At 43.7% G+C, this 18,983-nt stretch carries 16 protein-coding genes; 10 read left to right on the top strand and 6 right to left on the bottom strand.

All coding sequences use genetic code 11. The features are described from left to right. Positions 1 to 3 precede the first annotated feature (3 nt). Positions 4 to 744, top strand: a complete 741-nt coding sequence (pflA, locus tag IEY18_RS11080) for a pyruvate formate lyase 1-activating protein (RefSeq protein ID WP_188920787.1) — start codon at positions 4 to 6, stop codon at positions 742 to 744. A gap of 13 nt (positions 745 to 757) precedes the next feature. Here the strand turns inward: pflA and yfbV are convergent, their stop codons facing one another. Beyond that, positions 758 to 1,183, bottom strand: coding sequence for a terminus macrodomain insulation protein YfbV (gene yfbV / locus IEY18_RS11075; RefSeq protein ID WP_188920936.1), 426 nt, complete (start codon positions 1,181 to 1,183; stop codon positions 758 to 760). A 211-nt stretch (positions 1,184 to 1,394) separates the two neighbouring features. Between yfbV and ackA the strand changes: the two genes are divergently transcribed. The 3 genes from ackA (at position 1,395) to IEY18_RS11060 (ending at position 5,774) form a co-directional block, all read left to right on the top strand. After that, on the top strand, positions 1,395 to 2,594 hold the full coding sequence (gene ackA / locus IEY18_RS11070) for an acetate kinase (RefSeq protein ID WP_188920785.1): 1,200 nt from the start codon (positions 1,395 to 1,397) through the stop codon (positions 2,592 to 2,594). A 90-nt stretch (positions 2,595 to 2,684) separates the two neighbouring features. Then, positions 2,685 to 4,823: a phosphate acetyltransferase gene (gene pta, locus IEY18_RS11065; protein WP_188920783.1), complete on the top strand. Its 2,139-nt coding sequence runs from the start codon at positions 2,685 to 2,687 to the stop codon at positions 4,821 to 4,823. 507 nt (positions 4,824 to 5,330) lie between these two features. Next, a complete protein-coding gene (locus IEY18_RS11060; RefSeq protein WP_188920781.1) occupies positions 5,331 to 5,774 on the top strand; it encodes a hypothetical protein in 444 nt (147 codons plus the stop codon). 65 nt (positions 5,775 to 5,839) lie between these two features. On the opposite strand, the gene IEY18_RS11055 is transcribed toward IEY18_RS11060, so the two are convergent. Continuing rightward, entirely contained in the window at positions 5,840 to 7,009 is a 1,170-nt protein-coding gene (locus IEY18_RS11055; RefSeq protein ID WP_188920779.1) for a MerR family transcriptional regulator, read from the bottom strand. Positions 7,010 to 7,892: 883 nt separating this feature from the next. Here IEY18_RS11055 and IEY18_RS11050 point away from each other — a divergent pair. Beyond that, positions 7,893 to 8,117, top strand: coding sequence for a hypothetical protein (locus IEY18_RS11050; protein ID WP_188920777.1), 225 nt, complete (start codon positions 7,893 to 7,895; stop codon positions 8,115 to 8,117). Between the two features lie 112 nt (positions 8,118 to 8,229). Here IEY18_RS11050 and IEY18_RS11045 read toward each other — a convergent pair whose 3' ends face one another. Both IEY18_RS11045 and IEY18_RS11040 read right to left on the bottom strand, forming a co-directional pair. After that, complete coding sequence (locus IEY18_RS11045; protein ID WP_188920775.1) at positions 8,230 to 9,153, bottom strand: class I SAM-dependent methyltransferase; 924 nt, start codon at positions 9,151 to 9,153, stop codon at positions 8,230 to 8,232. Between the two features lie 84 nt (positions 9,154 to 9,237). Beyond that, positions 9,238 to 10,356 (bottom strand): AI-2E family transporter, encoded by a 1,119-nt coding sequence (locus IEY18_RS11040; RefSeq protein ID WP_188920773.1) that lies wholly within the window; start codon positions 10,354 to 10,356, stop codon positions 9,238 to 9,240. Between the two features lie 131 nt (positions 10,357 to 10,487). Between IEY18_RS11040 and folX the strand changes: the two genes are divergently transcribed. After that, positions 10,488 to 10,859, top strand: a complete 372-nt coding sequence (gene folX / locus IEY18_RS11035) for a dihydroneopterin triphosphate 2'-epimerase (protein WP_188920771.1) — start codon at positions 10,488 to 10,490, stop codon at positions 10,857 to 10,859. Positions 10,860 to 10,960: 101 nt separating this feature from the next. Beyond that, positions 10,961 to 11,875 (top strand): TIGR01777 family oxidoreductase, encoded by a 915-nt coding sequence (locus tag IEY18_RS11030; protein WP_188920769.1) that lies wholly within the window; start codon positions 10,961 to 10,963, stop codon positions 11,873 to 11,875. A gap of 209 nt (positions 11,876 to 12,084) precedes the next feature. Here the strand turns inward: IEY18_RS11030 and IEY18_RS11025 are convergent, their stop codons facing one another. Next, on the bottom strand, positions 12,085 to 14,538 hold the full coding sequence (locus IEY18_RS11025) for an ABC transporter permease (protein WP_188920767.1): 2,454 nt from the start codon (positions 14,536 to 14,538) through the stop codon (positions 12,085 to 12,087). Then, complete coding sequence (locus tag IEY18_RS11020) at positions 14,529 to 15,287, bottom strand: ABC transporter ATP-binding protein (protein ID WP_188920765.1); 759 nt, start codon at positions 15,285 to 15,287, stop codon at positions 14,529 to 14,531. Before IEY18_RS11020 ends, IEY18_RS11025 begins: the two co-directional genes overlap by 10 nt. Here IEY18_RS11020 and IEY18_RS11015 point away from each other — a divergent pair. The 3 genes from IEY18_RS11015 to IEY18_RS11005 all read left to right on the top strand — a co-directional run bounded on the left by IEY18_RS11015 (position 15,268) and on the right by IEY18_RS11005 (position 18,870). Continuing rightward, positions 15,268 to 15,921: an arylesterase gene (locus IEY18_RS11015; protein ID WP_188920763.1), complete on the top strand. Its 654-nt coding sequence runs from the start codon at positions 15,268 to 15,270 to the stop codon at positions 15,919 to 15,921. The genes IEY18_RS11020 and IEY18_RS11015 overlap by 20 nt on opposite strands. Before the next feature lie 30 nt (positions 15,922 to 15,951). Next, entirely contained in the window at positions 15,952 to 18,120 is a 2,169-nt protein-coding gene (locus IEY18_RS11010) for a cation:dicarboxylate symporter family transporter (RefSeq protein ID WP_188920761.1), read from the top strand. A gap of 120 nt (positions 18,121 to 18,240) precedes the next feature. Next, positions 18,241 to 18,870 (top strand): helix-turn-helix domain-containing protein, encoded by a 630-nt coding sequence (locus tag IEY18_RS11005; RefSeq protein ID WP_188920760.1) that lies wholly within the window; start codon positions 18,241 to 18,243, stop codon positions 18,868 to 18,870. Positions 18,871 to 18,983: the final 113 nt, after the last annotated feature.

Raw genomic sequence — 18,983 nt, 5'->3', positions numbered from 1 at the left:
GCAATGACAGTTACAGGTCGGATTCATTCCGTGGAATCCTTTGGCACAGTGGATGGCCCAGGCATACGGTTTATAACCTTTATGCAAGGCTGCCTTATGCGCTGCCAGTATTGTCATAACCGTGATACCTGGGATTTAGATGGTGGACGAGAAATACAGGTCGATGAGCTGATGAGCCAAATCATCAGCTATCGCCCTTTTCTTGAAGCCGGTGGTGGCGGTGTGACTGCCAGTGGCGGTGAAGCGATATTACAAGCAGAATTTGTGAATGAACTCTTTAAGCGTTGTCGCCAAGAAGGAATTCATACCTGTTTAGACACCAATGGTTTTGTGCGCAAATACACACCAATCATTGATGAGTTGTTAGATAACAGCGACTTAGTGTTACTCGACATCAAACATATTGATGACGACCGACACATTGACTTAACGAAAGTCAGCAACCATAGAACATTGCAATTTGCTGAATACTTGGCAAAACGCAACAAACCAACCTGGATCCGCTATGTGGTCGTAGGTGGTTATACAGACGATGAAGGATCAGCCAAAAGACTCGCTGAGTTCATCAAGCCGATGAAGAACGTGGAAAAAGTAGAGCTCCTCCCATACCACGAACTAGGCAAGCATAAATGGGAAGCAATGGGTGAAGAATATCAATTAGATGAAATCTCTCCACCAAACAAAGAAACAATGGAAATGATTAAAAAGATATTTACCGACGCCGGCATCAACGCAGCGTACTAAGTCAATATCTTAATTAGTGCAAATGCTGTTCCCAATAACTTGCATCGACGCGCTCAAAAGCCATTTTCAAAATGATGGCCATATCGAGATAGCAAGCATTTGCACCAAGGGGCGGACAATGAGTTCCCATAGAAGCCAATTTGGCAGTTAACTCATTGCCCCAATCAAGCAAAGTTAAAGGCAAAGGGTGGCGAGCACGTAACCCCAACCAAAGAAGCCCTTGAACGGGCAAGCTAATAAAAAATAAAGCGAGAGCGATTGCCTGCGGTAGAAAATTCCAACCGTAGAGATAAATTTGGCTTAAACCCGCCAAAATAGCCATAAAAGGCATTACGGGTAAAGCAATCTGGGTGGCGCGTATCACGCGATACTCAGGAAAATAAAAGCCTAATTGGCGCACCATTGGCCAAGTTCGCATATAGCGACGACCTTCTTTCATGGTTGAAACCGGATTGAAGCGCAAATGAATTCCTAGAACGTGGACACTGTTCACATTCTAACACATTACAAAAGAACGCCCCAAGGCGTTCACTTGCAAAATTAGCTTTACGGTCGTTTTTCGACCACAAAAAGGGGCTTCAACGGCGTATATGGTTGAAGTAAAAATTGAGTCAAGGATGCAACAATAAATTAAAGGCGAAAGGTTTAACATGTCCAACAAACTGGTTTTAGTACTTAACTGCGGCAGCTCTTCTCTAAAGTTTGCTGTTATTGACGCAGCTTCAGGTGAAGATTATATCTCTGGTTTAGCTGAATGCTTTAACTTAGAAGATGCTCGCATCAAGTGGCAAGCCCACGGAGAAAAAGGTGAAGCTTCTTTAGGTGGTTTCGCTGCACACCGTGAAGCTGTTGAGTACATCGTTACTCAAATTCTAGCTAAAGAACCTGAGCTACAAGCACAAATTCAAGCAATTGGTCACCGTGTAGTACATGGTGGTGAGAAATTCACTAAGTCTGTAATCATCGATGACGCGGTACTAGCAGGTATCGAAGAGTGTGCTTCTCTAGCGCCACTTCACAACCCAGCTCACCTTATCGGTATTCGTGCGGCGCAAGCTTCTTTCCCAGATTTACCGCAAATTGCTGTATTTGACACAGCATTCCACCAAACTATGCCTGAGAAAGCGTACATCTACGCGCTTCCTTACAAGCTATACCGCGAAAACGCAATCCGTCGCTACGGCATGCACGGTACTAGCCACCTGTTCGTTAGCCGCGAAGCAGCTAAAGTTCTAGACAAGCCAGTTAACGAAACTAACGTTATCGTTGCTCACTTAGGTAACGGTGCTTCTGTTACTGCAGTGAAGAACGGTGAAAGTGTTGATACTTCAATGGGTATGACACCACTTGAAGGTCTTGTTATGGGTACACGTTGTGGTGATGTTGATGCATCTATCGTAAACCACCTTGTCACTCAGCTTGGTTACACTGTTGCTGAAGTTGACACGATGATGAACAAGCAAAGTGGTCTGCTAGGTATTTCTGAACTGACTAACGACTGCCGTGGTATCGAAACTGCTGTTGCAGAAGGTCACAAAGGCGCAATGCTAGCTCACGACGTATTCTGCTACCGTTTAGCGAAATACATTGCTTCTTACACTGTACCACTCGGTCGTCTTGACGCTCTAGTATTCACTGGTGGTATCGGTGAGAACTCTATGCTTGTTCGTGAAAAAGTATTGAACTTGCTTGAAATCTTCAACTTCAACGTTGATGCAGAGCGTAACGCTGCTGCTCGCTTCGGTGCTGAAGGCGTAATCACTAGCGACGAAGGTACAGTTGCTATGGTTATCCCAACAAACGAAGAGTGGGTTATTGCTGAAGATTCAATCACGCTAATCAACGCGTAAATGATTCAAGCCGCTCATCAACGGGCGGCTTTTTAATTTAGCATTCTAGCTAGAAACTCTGTTACAGAGCTTCGAATATAAGAGGTTTTTATGTCTCGTAATATTATGTTAATTCCTATGGGCACAGGAGTTGGCCTAACGTCAATGAGCCTAGGAATGGTTCGCGCACTAGAACGTCACGGCGTAAAAGTGCAGTTCTTCAAGCCTATTTCTCAGCAACGTCCTCATGACCATGGTCCTGAGCGTTCTACGACGATTTTGAGCAAATCTCCAACGGTTAATCCATTAGAGCCGTTTGAAATGAGCCACGCTGAAGCACTTATTCGTAGCGATCAAACTGATGTACTTATGGAGCAAATCATTGCTCGTGCAGCAGATCGCGCAGAAAACACTGAAACGCTTATCGTTGAAGGTTTAGTGCCAACACGCAACCACCCATTTGTTGATGACATCAACCACTCAATCGCTAAGGCGCTTGATGCGGACGTTATCTTCGTAGCAACTCCAGGTAACGATGGCCAAGAAGGTCTAAGAAATCGCCTAGAGATTGCTTACAACGCTTGGGGTGGCAAATCTAACAAGCGTCTTATTGGTGCAATGATCAACAAAGTTGGCGCACCAGTAGACAGTGAAGGCCGTGCCCGTCCAGATTTATCTGAAGTATTTGATCATCAAGATACGGGGCGTACTGCTGAAACGAGCATTTTTGAAATGCCAACTGATACAGCAATGCCAATCTTAGGTTGTGTACCATATAACCTAGAGCTTGTTTCTCCTCGTGCATCTGATCTTGCGAAGCACCTACGTGCACGCATCATCAACGCTGGTGAAATGAATACTCGTCGTTTATCAAAAGTAACATTCTGTGCGCGTAGCGTGCCGAACATTCTTGAGCATTTCATCAATGACTCTCTACTTGTTACTTCTGGCGACCGTCCTGACGTAGTTGTTGCTGCATGTCTTGCTGCAATGAACGGTACTAAAATTGGTGCCCTACTTCTCACTGGTAACTACGAGCTTGAGCCAGAAATCTTAAAGCTTTGTGAACAAGCTTTCGAAACAGGCCTACCTGTATTCTTGATTGAAACGAATACTTGGCAGACTGCATTGAACATCCACCGCTTCGACCATGAAGTACCTGTAGATGATTCAGTCCGTATCGAATTAGTACAAGAGTTCGTTGCAAGCCATATCGACCAATCTTGGATCGAAAATGTCACACAAAACTCTTTACGCGAGCACCGTCTATCTCCACCAGCATTCCGTTACAAGCTTACAGAGCTTGCACGTGCAGCGAAAAAGACTGTTGTTCTACCTGAAGGTGACGAGCCTCGTACAGTTAAAGCTGCGGCTATCTGTGCTGAGCGCGGCATTGCAAACTGTGTGCTACTGGGTAACCCAGATGAGATCACTCGTATTGCAGAGCAGCAAGGTGTAACTTTAGGTGAAGGTGTCAAGGTTGTTGACCCAGAGCTTGTTCGTGACAGCTACATCGAGCCAATGCTTGAGCTTCGTCGCCACAAAGGCTTGACCGAAGTCGTTGCAAAAGCACAATTGAAAGACAACATGGTGCTAGGCACAATGATGCTTTCTCAAGGTGAAGTTGACGGTATCGTTTCTGGTGCTGTAAACACAACTGCAGCAACGATTCGTCCGCCACTACAGTTAATCAAAACTTCTCCTGGCTCTAGCCTTGTATCGTCAATCTTCTTCATGTTGATGCCGGATCAAGTGCTTGTATATGGTGACTGTGCAATTAACCCGGACCCAACCGCAGAACAACTTGCTGATATTGCGATTCAATCTGCAGACTCTGCTGCTGCATTTGGTATTGACCCTCGCGTTGCGATGATCAGTTACTCGACTGGTAGCTCAGGTGTTGGTTCTGATGTTGATAAAGTTCGTGAAGCAACACGCTTAGCACAAGAGAAGCGTCCAGATCTAATGATTGACGGTCCTCTTCAGTATGACGCTGCGGTTATGCCAAACGTTGCACGCTCTAAGGCACCAAACAGCCCTGTTGCTGGTAAAGCCACTGTATTTGTATTCCCAGACCTAAACACTGGTAATACAACCTACAAAGCGGTACAGCGTAGTGCGGACCTCATCAGTATTGGTCCTATGCTTCAAGGTATGCGCAAGCCAGTGAACGATTTGTCACGTGGTGCATTGGTAGACGATATCGTTTACACCATCGCATTGACTGCAATCCAAGCGACTCAAGGCTAATCAGCCACGCTACATTGGATAACAAAAAGAGCCTGTCAAATGACAGGCTCTTTTTTATTGTGCTTTATTTATATTGATAAACACTGCATACGCTAAAAATTGTACAGCAGTTTTACTCGACTAAATTCAACGAGTTAATCATTGCAAAAATAGTCTTCAACAAACTTGTCCACAGAATTTGTGGATAACATTTACAAAGCAATCCCCTATCTATGCGCCTTCAAGGGCGAAGTGTCAAGAAAACAACGGGCAACTGATTAATTTACAACCAATCTAAGTCTTGAGGTTTTTTCTATAACCCCAGCAAACCGGCATCAAGTCGAATCCTATTTTGCTAACCTTACACACTTCATAAGAGCAGATACAGTATTGGGTTTGGTATGGCGTTGATGCCGTTAAAACATTTCCCTAAAAGTGTAAATAACTCACCTTCTAAAGCATGCTGATCTTGCGTCGGCTGTTATTTATCGAGATACTGCTGTTTTATCGTAATCATGATTGCTATCTATGTACAAATTCATTTTACCCCTATTTATATTGTTTCTGACTGCTTGTGGGGGATCTAATCCTGAGCAAAGTGGCCAACTCAGTCCAGAGCAAGTCACCCTTGGATTCTTTACTGCAATATACGTAGATCGCGATGTACAAAAAGCCAAGCCTTTTGTGGACAACCATCTAAGAGAGCTACTCGATCACTATCACATTGCCGGCTCCGTTCAGCGTCATATGCTCAACCTGTCAATGACACAAGTGGAGATGGAAATTGAAGAGATCAGTATTGATTTCTTCCGTAAGTTCACCGATGACGTCACCGTTGTTGTGAAAATGAAAGGACTTAAAGGGGGTCAGAATTGGTTGGACGACCGCACCATTCGTTTAATCAAAGATAAAAAACAAAAAAAATGGGTCATTGTAGAGATAGTTCCTGAGAAGTTTAAAGTGAACGGCTAACATAGACAGCAATATTCACAACTCCCCACAATATAAAGGCGGTCAGGTTTCAACCCACCGCCTTTTTATTTCTTTTGTACAATAAACACATGATAGCCAAACTCATGATTAAAGGCAGTGCATACATCGATTTCATTTTGTATATCTTGTATCGCACGAGAGGTGAGCATATCATCCGCTAAAGCGTGGACTCGAGCTTGCAACGGCTCATAGTAATTGCGCCAAGCTTGTTCACTTTGCGCAAAATGAGAAACAACTGCATACCCTGCCTGCTTGATTTGCGCTAATCGTGTGGGGACCGTTTGAATATCTGGATAATCATGTAGCCATAGCGCTTGAGACTTAGGGCTTGGTGTCTGCGTACGCCAAACCATATCACTAAAAACCAGCACACCATCATCTGATAATATTAACCGCCACTTTTGTAGTGCCTGTTCGACACCCATAATGTAAGCACTGCCTTCTGCCCATATCACATCATAACTTTTCTCTAAAAATGTCAAAGACGTCATACTTGCACAAACGGGCTGTACCCGGTCTGATAACCCTTGTTGCTGGAGTTTGCACATTAAACGATCGAGCGCTGGCTGCTCATTGTCGAGCGCTGTCACAGCAGCGTCACTAATGGTCAACAGGACTTGAGTCGCAAGTCCTTGTCCACAACCGATCTCCAAAATATGTTTTGTGGATATTGGTACAAAAGCAAAAGCTTTTTGTGTATCACTCGGACTACCAGGTCCCCAGTACTCTAGCGGCTCAAACACTTTCATAAAGTCAGCCATATATAAATCATGCTCATTCATATCTTTTGATAACCACCTCAAACGTAACGCTTCTTTTTCACTAAAACCCTGACGTTTCAACCAATCCAAATGAGCATCAGGAGCTAACTTGCCTAGCTCACCATGCCAATCTGTCATCGTCCCCTCTCCCATTAACCCTGCGAGCAAACGCCGAGACTGCTGTTTTTGTCGAATTTCTTGATCTAACTTGTTTAGCCGTTGCTGCAATAGCTGCCGATCCAATTTTGCATCAAGACATTTCTTACACTCACTTAAGGTCAATCCACCCGCCTGCAATTGTTGTATGAGACGCAACCGTTGAAGATCATCATCGCTATACACACGATAACGATTCTCTAACCTTTGACCACGAATGAGATTTATCTTTTCGTAGTACAATATTGTTGTTCTCGATAGGCCAGCTGCTCGTGCGAGCTCAGAAATTTTGTACATTATCAACCTAAGGTTTTGAGAGTGCGCTACCTTAAACTATAAAGTTGTAGACAGGTCAAGCAAATCAAACTTAAAAATAGACTAGATATAAGATAGATCTTAGGTTGTCATCAGTTCAGCCCATCACATTTGGCGTTAACTTGCTTTCAGCGACTATTTATCAACAAAAGTAACCAAAACAGGGGGATAGATAAAGTAGTAGGCACGCCTCGGGCTCAAACACGACTCAAGGTAGAGAAATAATAGATACACTGGAAAAGCAATAGAGTTGCATGTTGCAATTTAGACTGTACGCCAAGGAAGTGTATGTAGGGAGCGGCTTTAACGTCTAAGCCTAGACAATCCCGCCAATGACAGCGGTTATTTACGCCCATAAAAAAGGCGGAATTCCCTTCGTTAAGCGACAGATTTTAGCTGTTCACCTAACAATACTGGTTCCGCCCACTTTGTATTCTTTGTTAAGCTCTAGGCTTAATCAATACAGGCCTCTTCTTCTGCCTCAAATGGCAGAGATTCAGCAACGTCATCTTTTACTTGATAGTACGCATCTTGGTATTCTTGAACTTCCATAATCGCTCCTAATGATTGAGGTTACACTTCAGCGAAATCAATAAAGACAACGGCAAAGCACTACAATTTGAATTTCGAGAAGTTCTAATACTTCAGCGCCATAATACCAATCCAGATCACAAAATTACACAAAACTTTCACTCAAACGGAGCTGTGTCACCGAAAACAGTGTTTTCGAGCCTAATACTGAAAGTAATTACTGAAAGACTTTCAGTTCGGCTTTTTATATAAGGCGTAGTTACCTCCTCATACGATAAAAATCTAACGAGTCGCTGCCAGTCTGCTATTGATTAAACATTAAGGAGGAAACGCTATGAATACACTCGTTGAATATGAAGCTCAAGAACTCGCCTCATTGTTTGATCAAGGAGATATGCTCAGTATAAGAATGTTCATGGAAAACATGCATATGCCTCTCGATGTACAAGATAAAATTTGCACAGAGATATCTTCTTTGCGGCATCAAGAGCAAAATGAAATAGCGAAAGTAATTGAAAGCCATGGCCAGTCTAGCATCGCAGAAAAGATGAATTACTAAAATTTAATGCAACTATCCAAAACGCCGATGTCATGATTTGACATCGGCTTTTTGATAATAAAACCATGGGAGAACCTGCCCGTATAACGTGCTAATTCATGAGCTAGGTTACTCACTTCAAGCGGTAACGCAGCACCTTCAGAGATTTTTCTTCATCGATATCAGCAAAGATTTCCGGATTAGCAATCCGTTCTACAAACTCTAACTGGGGTGCAGCATCTGCCACTTGCTGCTTCAAAAACTGACTGTCGAGTTGTGGTGCATTTAAACACAGCAGTACTTCACCACCCTGAGCGACTAAATCAGGAAGTCTACGTAAAAGTCGAACATAATCTTTTGTCGCAACAAAGCTTCCTTTTTGGTTGCTGGGAGGATCAGCAATCACTAGATCATACGGTCCAAATTTTTTAAGCTTGCCCCAAGATTTAAAAATATCATGACCAAAAAAACGTGCATTTTCGGCAAAACCATTCGCAACATGATTTTGTTTACCAACGGATAACGCGCCCTTGCTCATATCGATATTAATCACACCCGTTGCCCCCCCTGATAGCGCTGCAACAGAAAAACCACAGGTGTAGGCAAACAAATTCAACACAGATTTGTTTTGCGCATGTTGCTGTACCCATTTTCGGCCATAACACATATCAAGAAACAAACCATGATTTTGTCCTCGAGGAAGATGGACGTTGAACTTGAGCCCATTTTCTTTCACCCAATGCTGATCAGGTACTTCTCCACATACGATGTCGGTTTGTGTTTGGCTTCCACTACGGTATTGATACACCAGATTTAGCTCTGGGTTTTCATAGCGACTTTGCTGACACCAAATTGGCCATTGTGCCGAAATCCATTGTGTCAGTTCATTACGTGCTTCAGTGTTCAACTCTTGAAAACTGGTCAATAACATAACAGGAGGAAACCAATCTAAACACAAATGTTCGCAGCCAGGATAACGACCACCACGACCATGAAACAACCGCTTTACTTCATCACCGAGTTGAACTTGCTCGAGGGATGTAAAAAATTCTTGCATGCAATACCACTAATTTTTAATTGATTCTATATTTCATTCGGGTTTGTGAGTTCAGCGCGTCCAAAGCAACAGAAATTTTAACCCCTATTCATCAGAGCTCTTTTCAGCTAAATCCGTCGAAGCAAGAGCTTCATCAGCTTGCGGCTCTTCTTGTTGCCGCACCTTAATCTTATCGTCGACATCATCAGCTAGCATGATTGCTAACCAGTTGCCATTGGTGCTACTTTCTAGCGCAATTTTAACAATCATCGTCAATGGCACCGAAAGAAGCATACCAACCGAACCAAGTAGCCACCCCCAGAAAATCAAAGATAAGAACACGACCAATGTTGATAAACCGAGGCCTTTGCCCATAAATTTCGGTTCAACGACATTACCCATCACCATATTTGTTGAAAGATATAAGATTGCAGTCGCTCCGGCAGCAGCAGGGCCAATTTGAACAAACGCCAATAAAATCGAGGGAATAGCTGCGATGATTGAACCAATATTCGGGATATAGTTAAACAAGAATGCCAGCACTGCCCATAACAGCGCATAATCAACGCCAATAATGGCTAAACCCACTCCAACAATCATCGCTGTCGCGAGGCTAACCAACGACTTGATCACCATATACTGGTTCACAGATGACAAAAAACGGTCTATTTGTTGTTGGCGCATTTCAGGGTCATCAAGCGCTAAATGCACTTTCTTTGGCAATGAATCTGCTTCAAACAACATGAAGACAATGGTCAAAATAATCAAAAACAGGTTAGCCATGACATTGCCAACACCTGACAACATATTCGTTGTCATTGACAACGCCATCCCAGGGTCAAAGTAAGCCAATACCTGCTCTTTAGAGATCTGAATGTTAAAAGCCTGCAGCTTCTGGATAATCCATGAGAACTGCTCAATCAATTGCACACGATAGAAAGGTAATTGCTTCGTGAACTCATTGACTGAGCTCCCCACTAGGCTCGCTAACCACAGCCCCATCATCACAATAAAAGCCATCAGTAACATCACTGCCAGTGGCTTTGGTAACTTGTAGCGAGTCATAAACCCAATAACCGGATTACAAATCACGGCAATAAACGCGGACAAGACAAAGGGAACCACGATTGGACTGGCAGCCTTCACACCAGCGAGGATAACCACAAGAAATGCCATGGTTGCAAAGCCTCGGAACGCAATGCTTGAATTATTCAGTTTGGCCATTCAGCTAAAAATCCTTGTTAAATCAATTCCTACTAGCAATATTAAACGATTGCTATAACATAATAGTCACATTTACAACGTAAATTTCCGGCTCGTTAAGCGCAATTATGCATGAAAAGGTCATCACGGATATGAAACCAGAAACTGCCATTATACGCATTAAAAACTTGAGACTACGCACTTTTATTGGAATTAAGGACGAAGAAATTGAAAATCGACAAGACGTCATTGTGAATGTAGAGATCCACTACTGTGCTGCGCAAGCACGGCGAAGCGATAATATGGATCATGCGCTTAATTACAGAACAATTACCAAAGCCATCATTGCATTGATTGAAAATAACCGCTTTTCCCTGCTAGAGCACCTGACAGACAAAGTGTTAGCCATCGCGAGTGATCACGAGTGGGTCGAATTTGCAAAAGTCGAAGTCGATAAGCCACACGCATTGCGTTATGCCGACTCAGTATCGATGGAGCTGTGTTACCAGAAGCAGAAGAATTGATCGATCCCTATACTCCGGACGTATAAATATTTGTAGGCTTTTATAAAGCATTTGCTCTGTACAGCATTATAATTTTTACAGCGTAATCGAGGTATTCCATTATGAAAATACTAGTGACTGGTGCAACTGGATTTGTTGGTTCTCACCTTCTCAAAAAGCTCCTTCCTGAACATCAAATCACGGTATTAACCCGGAACATCGAAAAAGCGCAAAAGGAATTTGCAGACAAAGTCGATTACCTCAGCGATCTAAACGGGTTGTCGGAGCTCAATGACTATGATGCGGTGATCAACCTTGCTGGTGAACCCATTGTAGCGAAGCGCTGGAGCCCTGCTCAAAAAGATAAAATATGTAAAAGCCGATGGGATATCACCCAACAAATTAGTTCGCTTATTCAGGCCAGTGAAAACCCTCCGAATTGTTTGATAAGTGCATCGGCAATCGGATTTTACGGCGCTCGAGACAAAGAGCGATTAGATGAAGCAAGTGCTGGTCGAGAAGAGTTCAGTCATCAAGTATGTAAACACTGGGAATCTCACGCCCTTTCAGCGCAATCCAATCTAACTCGCGTCTGTGTGACTCGAATAGGTATCGTTCTTGGCGATAACGGTGGCGCATTAGCAAAAATGCTACCGCCATTTAAGCTTGGTCTGGGTGGTCCTATAGGGCATGGTGAACAAGGAATGAGTTGGATCCACATTGATGATTTAACTGAGCTCATGCTGTATTTATTACAAAGCCCACAATGCAAAGGAATATTCAATGCGACGGCGCCAAATCCAGTCAGTAACAAAGATTTTGCAACGGCTCTAGGTAAAGCCATTCAACGTCCAGCTTTTATTCCAACCCCCGCTATCGCGCTGAAATTAGCGATGGGCGAGATGTCAGAGCTACTGACAGAAGGGCAATTTGTTTATCCCGGCAGAACATTACTTAGTGGTTTTCAATTTCGCTTTCCCTATATTCAAGACGCTTTAGATAACTTATTTGCTAAACCGGAACTTTGCCATAATTAAAAGGCTGATCACGAATAGGTCAGCTGCAAACGATACAGAACGCAATTTGGCCATTGTGACTTTTAATCACCCAACCTCTGGCTTATCGCTTGCCTCTACTACATTTCATTTCAAATGAATATAAAAGAAAAAGCGGCTAAAATAGCCGCTTTACAAATTGTCACTATCGAACCATGTTCAACTTAAAAATGATTTCCCGTTGTTTATCACTAAGCAGGCTGTAATAACTCTCGACAACTCTTATTCAAAAGTTGACGGCATCGCCACATTCCTAGCACAGCAACGATGCTTGCTCCAGCGAGCGGTGCGATGCCCCACCAAGGCCAATGCATAAAGACCTGTAGTTCAAACACCTGCGTCTTGAGTAAATACAGGGTAAACTCCGCGACAATCACAGCAAGCACCCCAGCAATCCCACCAAGCAATGCAAATTCAAAACCCGTTGCTAGTTTTAACAACCACCCCGAAGCACCAAAAGTTCGTAACACCGCAAGTTCTGACTGCCGAGTAGCCATTCCCGCCTCGGTTTGTGCGATTAGTACCAATGCACTTGCTAACAAAACAAGCACTAACACTAGAGTTAACGACAACGATACTTGATCAACAATTTGCCTCAATTGTTCCACCATTGCACCGACATCAATGATCGATATGGTTGGAAATTGTTGAATTAAATCCAATACGACCTGTTGCTGACTAGAATCTAAATGAAAGCTCATCATCGAGGTATAGGCAAAAGGCTGCAGCGCTTGCTCTGTAAAAATCATAAAGAAATTGGGTTGTAAGGTTTCCCAATGAACTGCTCGAATACTTGCAACAGTGACAGTGAGTGGTTGATTATCGATGTTATAGGTTAGCTTGTCACCGATGCCTACACCAAGACGCTCGGCAACACCGGATTCCACTGAGACTTCATTTGATTTTTGATTAAAATGCCCCTCAAGTAATTCATTGTTTGGCGGCATTGTATTTCGCCACGTAAGATTCAATTCTCTAGAAATCCCAACGCGACCTGTTTCACCAGCTTTTTTCTGAGCATTTGATATTAATACTTCGTCATTGATATGAGTGAGGCGACCACGAACCACAGGATAAATGTCAGTCGATTCGACTGCCCGTTGCTGTAAGAAGCTCGATAGTGGTTGAGATTCATCTGGCGCAATATTCACCAGAAAATAATTGGGCGCATTCTCTGGCAACTGCTTTTGCCATTCATTCAATAAGTCTTGTCGAAGCGCTAAAATCACTAATAACAATACGAGCGCGCTGCTAAACCCAACCAGCTGAACTGCATTTTGTCGAGCACGGCGACGAAGTCCAGCGAGCGCAAGTTGCAACGGGTTTGTTGTGCGCATTCCAACTCGATGCCCAGCACCTATCATGATGAAACCAAGCACACTAAGCAGCACACCTAACAGTAATACTGCTGCAACCACGGTGAGGGTTAAAGTTAAGCTTTGTGAGTATAAATACCCGAGTACTGCCATCGCAGTTAAGCTTAATAACAAGTGCAACCACATTCCAAACTGTAAGCCTTCAAGTTGTTTCTGCAGTACTCTTAATGGCGGAATGGCAAGCAATCGCATCAATGGGTATGCCGAAAACATGAACGCACTGATTAGCCCTGTTGCAAGCCCAAGTATTACTGGACGAGTGTATGGCGGCGAGTAAGCAGCAATTTCAACGGGAAGCATCTGTGAAATGCCATAGTCCAGCACGAAGCCACCCAGTATTCCAAGGACCACACCAACCAGAGTAACAAGAAGTAGGTGCGCACCAAATAGCCAGCGAATTTGACGACTGGAGGCACCAAAGGTTTTTAGCATAGCTACAACATCATAATGCCGCTGGCAATAACGTTGTGCGGCAATACCAATGGCCGCGCAGGCAAGTGCGATGCCAAGCAAGCTTGCCAAAAGTAAAAAACGCTCAGCGCGCTTAACTGCACTAGCAATTGGCGAGTCACCAGATTGCACATCGACCCAACGTTGACTGGTATTTAATAATGGCTTTGCTAACGCTTCAAACTTTTCTAGCGCTTGCGCATCCCCCGTAAACTGGTAGAGATAAGTCACACGGCTGCCGGGCTGGATTACTCCTGTTGCCGCAACATCCTCCATACGCATTAATACCACTGGAGAGGATGCAAACGGATTAAATCCCGCATCTGGTAACCGACTGATCTCCTCCGATAACACAAAAGCCTTATTTCCCAACTCTAAAGAAGGTGGATAACCCAGGATCCCACCCAAACGTGTTTCATACCAAAGTTCGCCAAGTGCGGGCAGCCCTTGAGTTTTCCCGGTAATAAGTTCAATGTCTCCTTTTAAAGGGTAATCGGCTTCTACCGCTTTCACGGTAACAAGTTGCAGTTTGTCACCAGCAAAGACCATGGAATTAAACTGCAAATTTTTCACATGCTGAATACCCAAATCATTGGCAGCAACAATGATTGCGGTGTCAATTTCAACAGGGGAGTTGATCGTTCGATCCGCAGCAATGAACTTAGATGCTTGACCATTAATAGCAACTTGCAACCGTTCACTAACTCTCGCTAATCCACTGACCGAAAGTACTGCCAGGGTTATCGCAAGGATGATTAAAACCAATTGACCTTGAAACAGCTCTCGCTTGAACAAGCGCCATGCTAACGCTAGTTCCATGTGCTTACCTCTGATTCACCTTCTGAAGCATTTTGCTGTTGCTCCGTCGTGTCGACAGATCTCAACTGGGCATCTTTTTCGGTGAGCTCTCCCGAGTCCATAATAAATTGTCGCTGACAACGGTTGGCCAGCGCTAAATCATGGGTTACGAGGACCAAAGTAGTATGGTTTTCTTGGTTCAATTCAAACAACATATCCGCCACTTTGTCACTGTTTGCACCATCAAGGTTACCCGTTGGCTCATCTGCAAATAGTACTTTAGGCTCGCCAATAAACGCACGAGCAATCGCGACTCTTTGTTGCTCGCCACCTGACAATTGATTAGGGAAATGATTCAACCGATGAGATAAACCAACACGGGTCAACATTGCTTCCGCTTTTTGTTTGGCATCCTTGATCCCTGCTAGCTCTGCTGGCAACATAACATTCTCGAGCGCATTCAAGGTATCAACAAGCATAAACGACTGAAAAATGAAGCTAACTTTTTGCTTTCGGAGTAAAGCTTTCCCCTCTTCATTCAATGTCGACAAAGCCGTACCGTCTAAATGAATTTCTCCAGCGGTCGGAGAGTCTAACGCTGCAAGTAAACCAAGTAATGTTGACTTTCCTGATCCAGAGGGACCTAAAATAGCCACACTCTCGCCATGCTTGACTTCCATACAAATGCCGTCGAGGATAGTCAACATCCCCTCCTGCGTATTGACAGTTTTATTTAAACGGGTAACTCGAATGGCACTATTATTAGACATAAAATCCTGCTTTTATTCTAAAATTCATCGACAACTCTGTCGTTTTATACTGCTTGCCTGCACTCTCTTGTGTGCAAGTTTCAGTGTATCAGCAAGCACTGTATTAATCTTAGGTGATAGCTTAAGCGCAAGCTATGGGGTTGAGCAATCAGAAGGCTGGGTCAATTTATTACAAAATAAAATACCCCAACATACCATTATTAATGGCTCTGTGAGTGGCGAAACCACTGCGGGCGGATTACGTAGACTCCCCGCCCTGCTTGAGCGCACCCAACCTGACTTAGTTTTTATAGAACTTGGTGGCAACGACGGATTACGCGGTTTCCCTCCCCAACAATTGAAAAACAATCTTACAAAAATGATTCAACTTTCAAAGCAATCCGGTGCCAAGGTCTTACTATCTCAAGTCATGGTGCCGCCAAATTACGGCCCGCGTTACTCTAAATTGTTCAGTGATGCATTTATCAGTGTCTCACAATCAGAAAACATCACTTTGGCACCCTTTTTTATGGAGCAAGTGGCCGTTGACCCATCGCTAATGCAAAGAGACGGAATTCATCCAAATACCGAAGCACAACCTATAATTACGGCATTTATGCTGCCATGGATCACTCAAGAACTCACAAATAACTAAACATAAAAAATTGAAGATGGGTTAAATCCAATGCTGAAATTTTTACGCACGATGAGCAGCTCCACAAGAATGATCTTGGCCATGTTCGTTGGCGCAGGCGTCGGTTTGTTTTTTGGAGAATCTGTTGGCTGGTTAAGTCATATTGGCACGGCAGTAATATTGCTCATGCAGATGACGGTTTTGCCATTTATCATCGTGTCGTTAATCGGCGGTATCGGTAAACTTCAACAAAGTACCGCCATGTTAATTTTTAGTCGAGCCGGCGCCATTATGGCCTTGCTTTGGGCGGTCGGCTTAGTCGTTATCGCATTTGTGCCCGTCTCATTCCCAATATTTGAAGCCGCGTCATTTTTCAGTGTAAGTAGTATTGAGCCAGTGCAACCCATTGACTACTTCAAACTATATATACCAGCCAACCCATTTGAGTCGATGGCAGATGGATATGTGCCGGCGATGGTGGTTTTTAGCATGGCAATAGGACTTGCGTTAATTGGTATAGACGAACAAAGCAAGCAACCTATTTTGTCACTAATGCAAACTGTAGGGGAAACTTTTGGTCGGATCACCCAAGGATTAGTAAAAGTCTTACCCATAGGTATTTTCGCCATGTCTGCAGCTGCAGCTGGAACAATGGGCATTGACGAATTTGCAAGCATGCAAGTTTATTTAGTCAGCTACTTTTTGATGTGCTTGTTACTGACATTTATCATCTTGCCATGGATAGTTGCTTCACTCACTCCAATCACCTTCCAACAAACCTTAAATATCAGCAAGTCTAGTCTTGTAACGGCCTTTGCCACAGGCAATATCTTTATCGTCATTCCTGTTATCGTTGATGAATGTAAGCAGGTGATGAAAAGTCATCACGCTTTAACAGAAGACAACGCAACCCTTATTGAAATCCTAGTGCCAATTGCTTACACCTTCCCCAATATCGGCAAATTGACGGTAATTCTTTTTGTCTATTTCGCCGGATGGTTTAATGGCACTCCAATTGAATTGACAGATTTAGCATCTTTATCCATTAGTGGCCTACTCTCCTTGTTTGGTAGCGTCTATGTTGCGATCCCATTTCTTTTAAACCTCGCCCATCTTCCTGCAGACCTTTTTCAACTATTCGTGATGGCAGGCTTTATCACAGGCAAGTTTGGCTCAATTACAGCGACTATGAACCTGTTTGTTCTCACGTTACTCACCGCATGCTTATTTGCAAAACGGCTAAGAGCCAAACCACCACAACTCCTCAAGCTCGCGATAGGTACAAGTTTGGGCATTGGCTTAACCCTAATGACACTCAAAATCGGCATGGGGCTATTTATCAACCCACCAGAAACAACCAGCAGTGTTATTGCCAACATGCAAGTGGCCGACAAGGTGCCCACAAAGGTAAACCGCCAACGTCCTATATTAGGAGAAACACCCACCCAACCCATTGCGAGCATTCAACACATTCGCGAGCGTGGATTACTGCGAGTTGGTTATATACCGAGCAACGTGCCCTTCAGTTATTATAATAATGCAGGCAAGCTCGTCGGGTTTGACACCGCAATGGCCAGTAAACTCGCGAACGATTTAAATGTACAAGTCGAATTTGTTCCTTTTCGACAAGGAGAGTTAGCTCAAGCGCTGCAAGCAGGTTATTTTGATATCGCAATGTCAGGGCTAGCAATGGATATTCAGCAAATGGATCAATTAAGTTATAGCGACCCAATTTTAGAGTTAAATCTCGCCGTTGCCACCAAGGATTACCTTGTCAATCGCTTTAAACGAAATGACTCAATACGCCAAATGGAAAACATTACAATCGCCTACGTAGAGCATGATGACCGAGTCGAAAACGTGAAACGGACACTACCAGGTATTCGCTTTGTCAAAATTGGAGCCTATCAACAGTTTTTTAGACAAAAAGATGACAAGTATGATGCTGTCATCATTAGTGCGGAGGCAGGCTCAGCTTGGACATTGTTTTTCCCAAGCTATGGTGTCGCAATTCTAGAGAATAATAGCCGCTACCCTGTTGCATACGCTGTCGCACCCAATAACCAATCACTATTGAACTACATTAACAATTGGCAGAAATTACGCAGAGTCGATGGGCATCAACAGAAGTTCTACGATTATTGGATGCTTGGTGTCGGTGCAAAAGAAGAGCAACCGAGATGGTCTATTATTCGAGATGTATTGCACTGGGTAGAGTAGAAATGTGAGCGCTGTGGCGTACAGACTTCCGTGGTTCACATTGAATACAGATCAGTACCTGTATTCCCGTGAATGTGTAACAATAAGCGCATAAAAACAAATGACTCAAGTGAATTCAATATGGCAGACAATAGTGTTCGCGATACTTATCCCTCGATGGTTCTCGCAAAGCAAGAAGGAACCGAGAGTAAGGTCGAAACCGTCAATATCGGCAAACAACTAAAAGCCATCCGCACCAAGAACAAGCTCACTCTTGAGGAAGCCAGCAAGCTTACAGGCCTTGCCAAGTCAACGCTTTCAAAAATTGAAAATGAACAGCTGTCACCAACATTTATGGTGATGCAAAAACTAGCGACAGGGCTTGGGATTGATCTTCCGCAGCTATTTACAAAACCTAAAAAGGTCCAAGCTACTGGGCGCCGAGACATCACGAAATCTGGCTCAGGTAAACCTCACCCAACGCCAACTTATGAGCATGAACTGTTAGCGACACAACTGAGCAATAAAAAAATGCTGCCTTACAAAACAGCAATTCATGCACGTAGCTTTGAAGAGTATGGGGATTGGGTACGTCACGAAGGGGAAGAGTTCTTATTTGTACTGCATGGTCAAGTGCAGCTCTTGACCGAGTACTATGAGCCTGTCACTTTGGATGAAGGAGACAGTGCTTATTATGATGCAACCATGGGGCATGCAGTCATTTCAACCAGTGAAAAGGATGCATCAATTTTGTGGGTGACTTCCGCGTAATCATTCCTCGTGAAGGTGCAACATTGAATACGGCCTTTGCAATGCGCAGATTTCTCGCAAATGAAAGGGCAGCGCAGCACTAGCCTTAAAGCTTTCATCACTCATAGCCCTCA

Origin of the sequence: Shewanella gelidii, assembly GCF_014647855.1 — a bacterium.
GTDB lineage: Bacteria > Pseudomonadota > Gammaproteobacteria > Enterobacterales > Shewanellaceae > Shewanella > Shewanella gelidii.
The sequence above is the reverse complement of the archived record's forward strand: the minus strand, read 5'-3'. Positions and strand labels throughout refer to the sequence as shown.

What these genes read in the sequence shown, in the direction of transcription:
- pflA (WP_188920787.1), top strand. Translation starts at nt 4, where the DNA reads ATGACAGTTACAGGTCGGATTCATTCCGTGGAATCCTTTGGCACAGTG.
- yfbV (WP_188920936.1), bottom strand. Translation starts at nt 1,183, where the DNA reads ATGAAAGAAGGTCGTCGCTATATGCGAACTTGGCCAATGGTGCGCCAA.
- ackA (WP_188920785.1), top strand. Translation starts at nt 1,395, where the DNA reads ATGTCCAACAAACTGGTTTTAGTACTTAACTGCGGCAGCTCTTCTCTA.
- pta (WP_188920783.1), top strand. Translation starts at nt 2,685, where the DNA reads ATGTCTCGTAATATTATGTTAATTCCTATGGGCACAGGAGTTGGCCTA.
- IEY18_RS11060 (WP_188920781.1), top strand. Translation starts at nt 5,331, where the DNA reads ATGTACAAATTCATTTTACCCCTATTTATATTGTTTCTGACTGCTTGT.
- IEY18_RS11055 (WP_188920779.1), bottom strand. Translation starts at nt 7,009, where the DNA reads ATGTACAAAATTTCTGAGCTCGCACGAGCAGCTGGCCTATCGAGAACA.
- IEY18_RS11050 (WP_188920777.1), top strand. Translation starts at nt 7,893, where the DNA reads ATGAATACACTCGTTGAATATGAAGCTCAAGAACTCGCCTCATTGTTT.
- IEY18_RS11045 (WP_188920775.1), bottom strand. Translation starts at nt 9,153, where the DNA reads ATGCAAGAATTTTTTACATCCCTCGAGCAAGTTCAACTCGGTGATGAA.
- IEY18_RS11040 (WP_188920773.1), bottom strand. Translation starts at nt 10,356, where the DNA reads ATGGCCAAACTGAATAATTCAAGCATTGCGTTCCGAGGCTTTGCAACC.
- folX (WP_188920771.1), top strand. Translation starts at nt 10,488, where the DNA reads ATGAAACCAGAAACTGCCATTATACGCATTAAAAACTTGAGACTACGC.
- IEY18_RS11030 (WP_188920769.1), top strand. Translation starts at nt 10,961, where the DNA reads ATGAAAATACTAGTGACTGGTGCAACTGGATTTGTTGGTTCTCACCTT.
- IEY18_RS11025 (WP_188920767.1), bottom strand. Translation starts at nt 14,538, where the DNA reads ATGGAACTAGCGTTAGCATGGCGCTTGTTCAAGCGAGAGCTGTTTCAA.
- IEY18_RS11015 (WP_188920763.1), top strand. Translation starts at nt 15,268, where the DNA reads ATGGCACTATTATTAGACATAAAATCCTGCTTTTATTCTAAAATTCAT.
- IEY18_RS11020 (WP_188920765.1), bottom strand. Translation starts at nt 15,287, where the DNA reads ATGTCTAATAATAGTGCCATTCGAGTTACCCGTTTAAATAAAACTGTC.
- IEY18_RS11010 (WP_188920761.1), top strand. Translation starts at nt 15,952, where the DNA reads ATGCTGAAATTTTTACGCACGATGAGCAGCTCCACAAGAATGATCTTG.
- IEY18_RS11005 (WP_188920760.1), top strand. Translation starts at nt 18,241, where the DNA reads ATGGCAGACAATAGTGTTCGCGATACTTATCCCTCGATGGTTCTCGCA.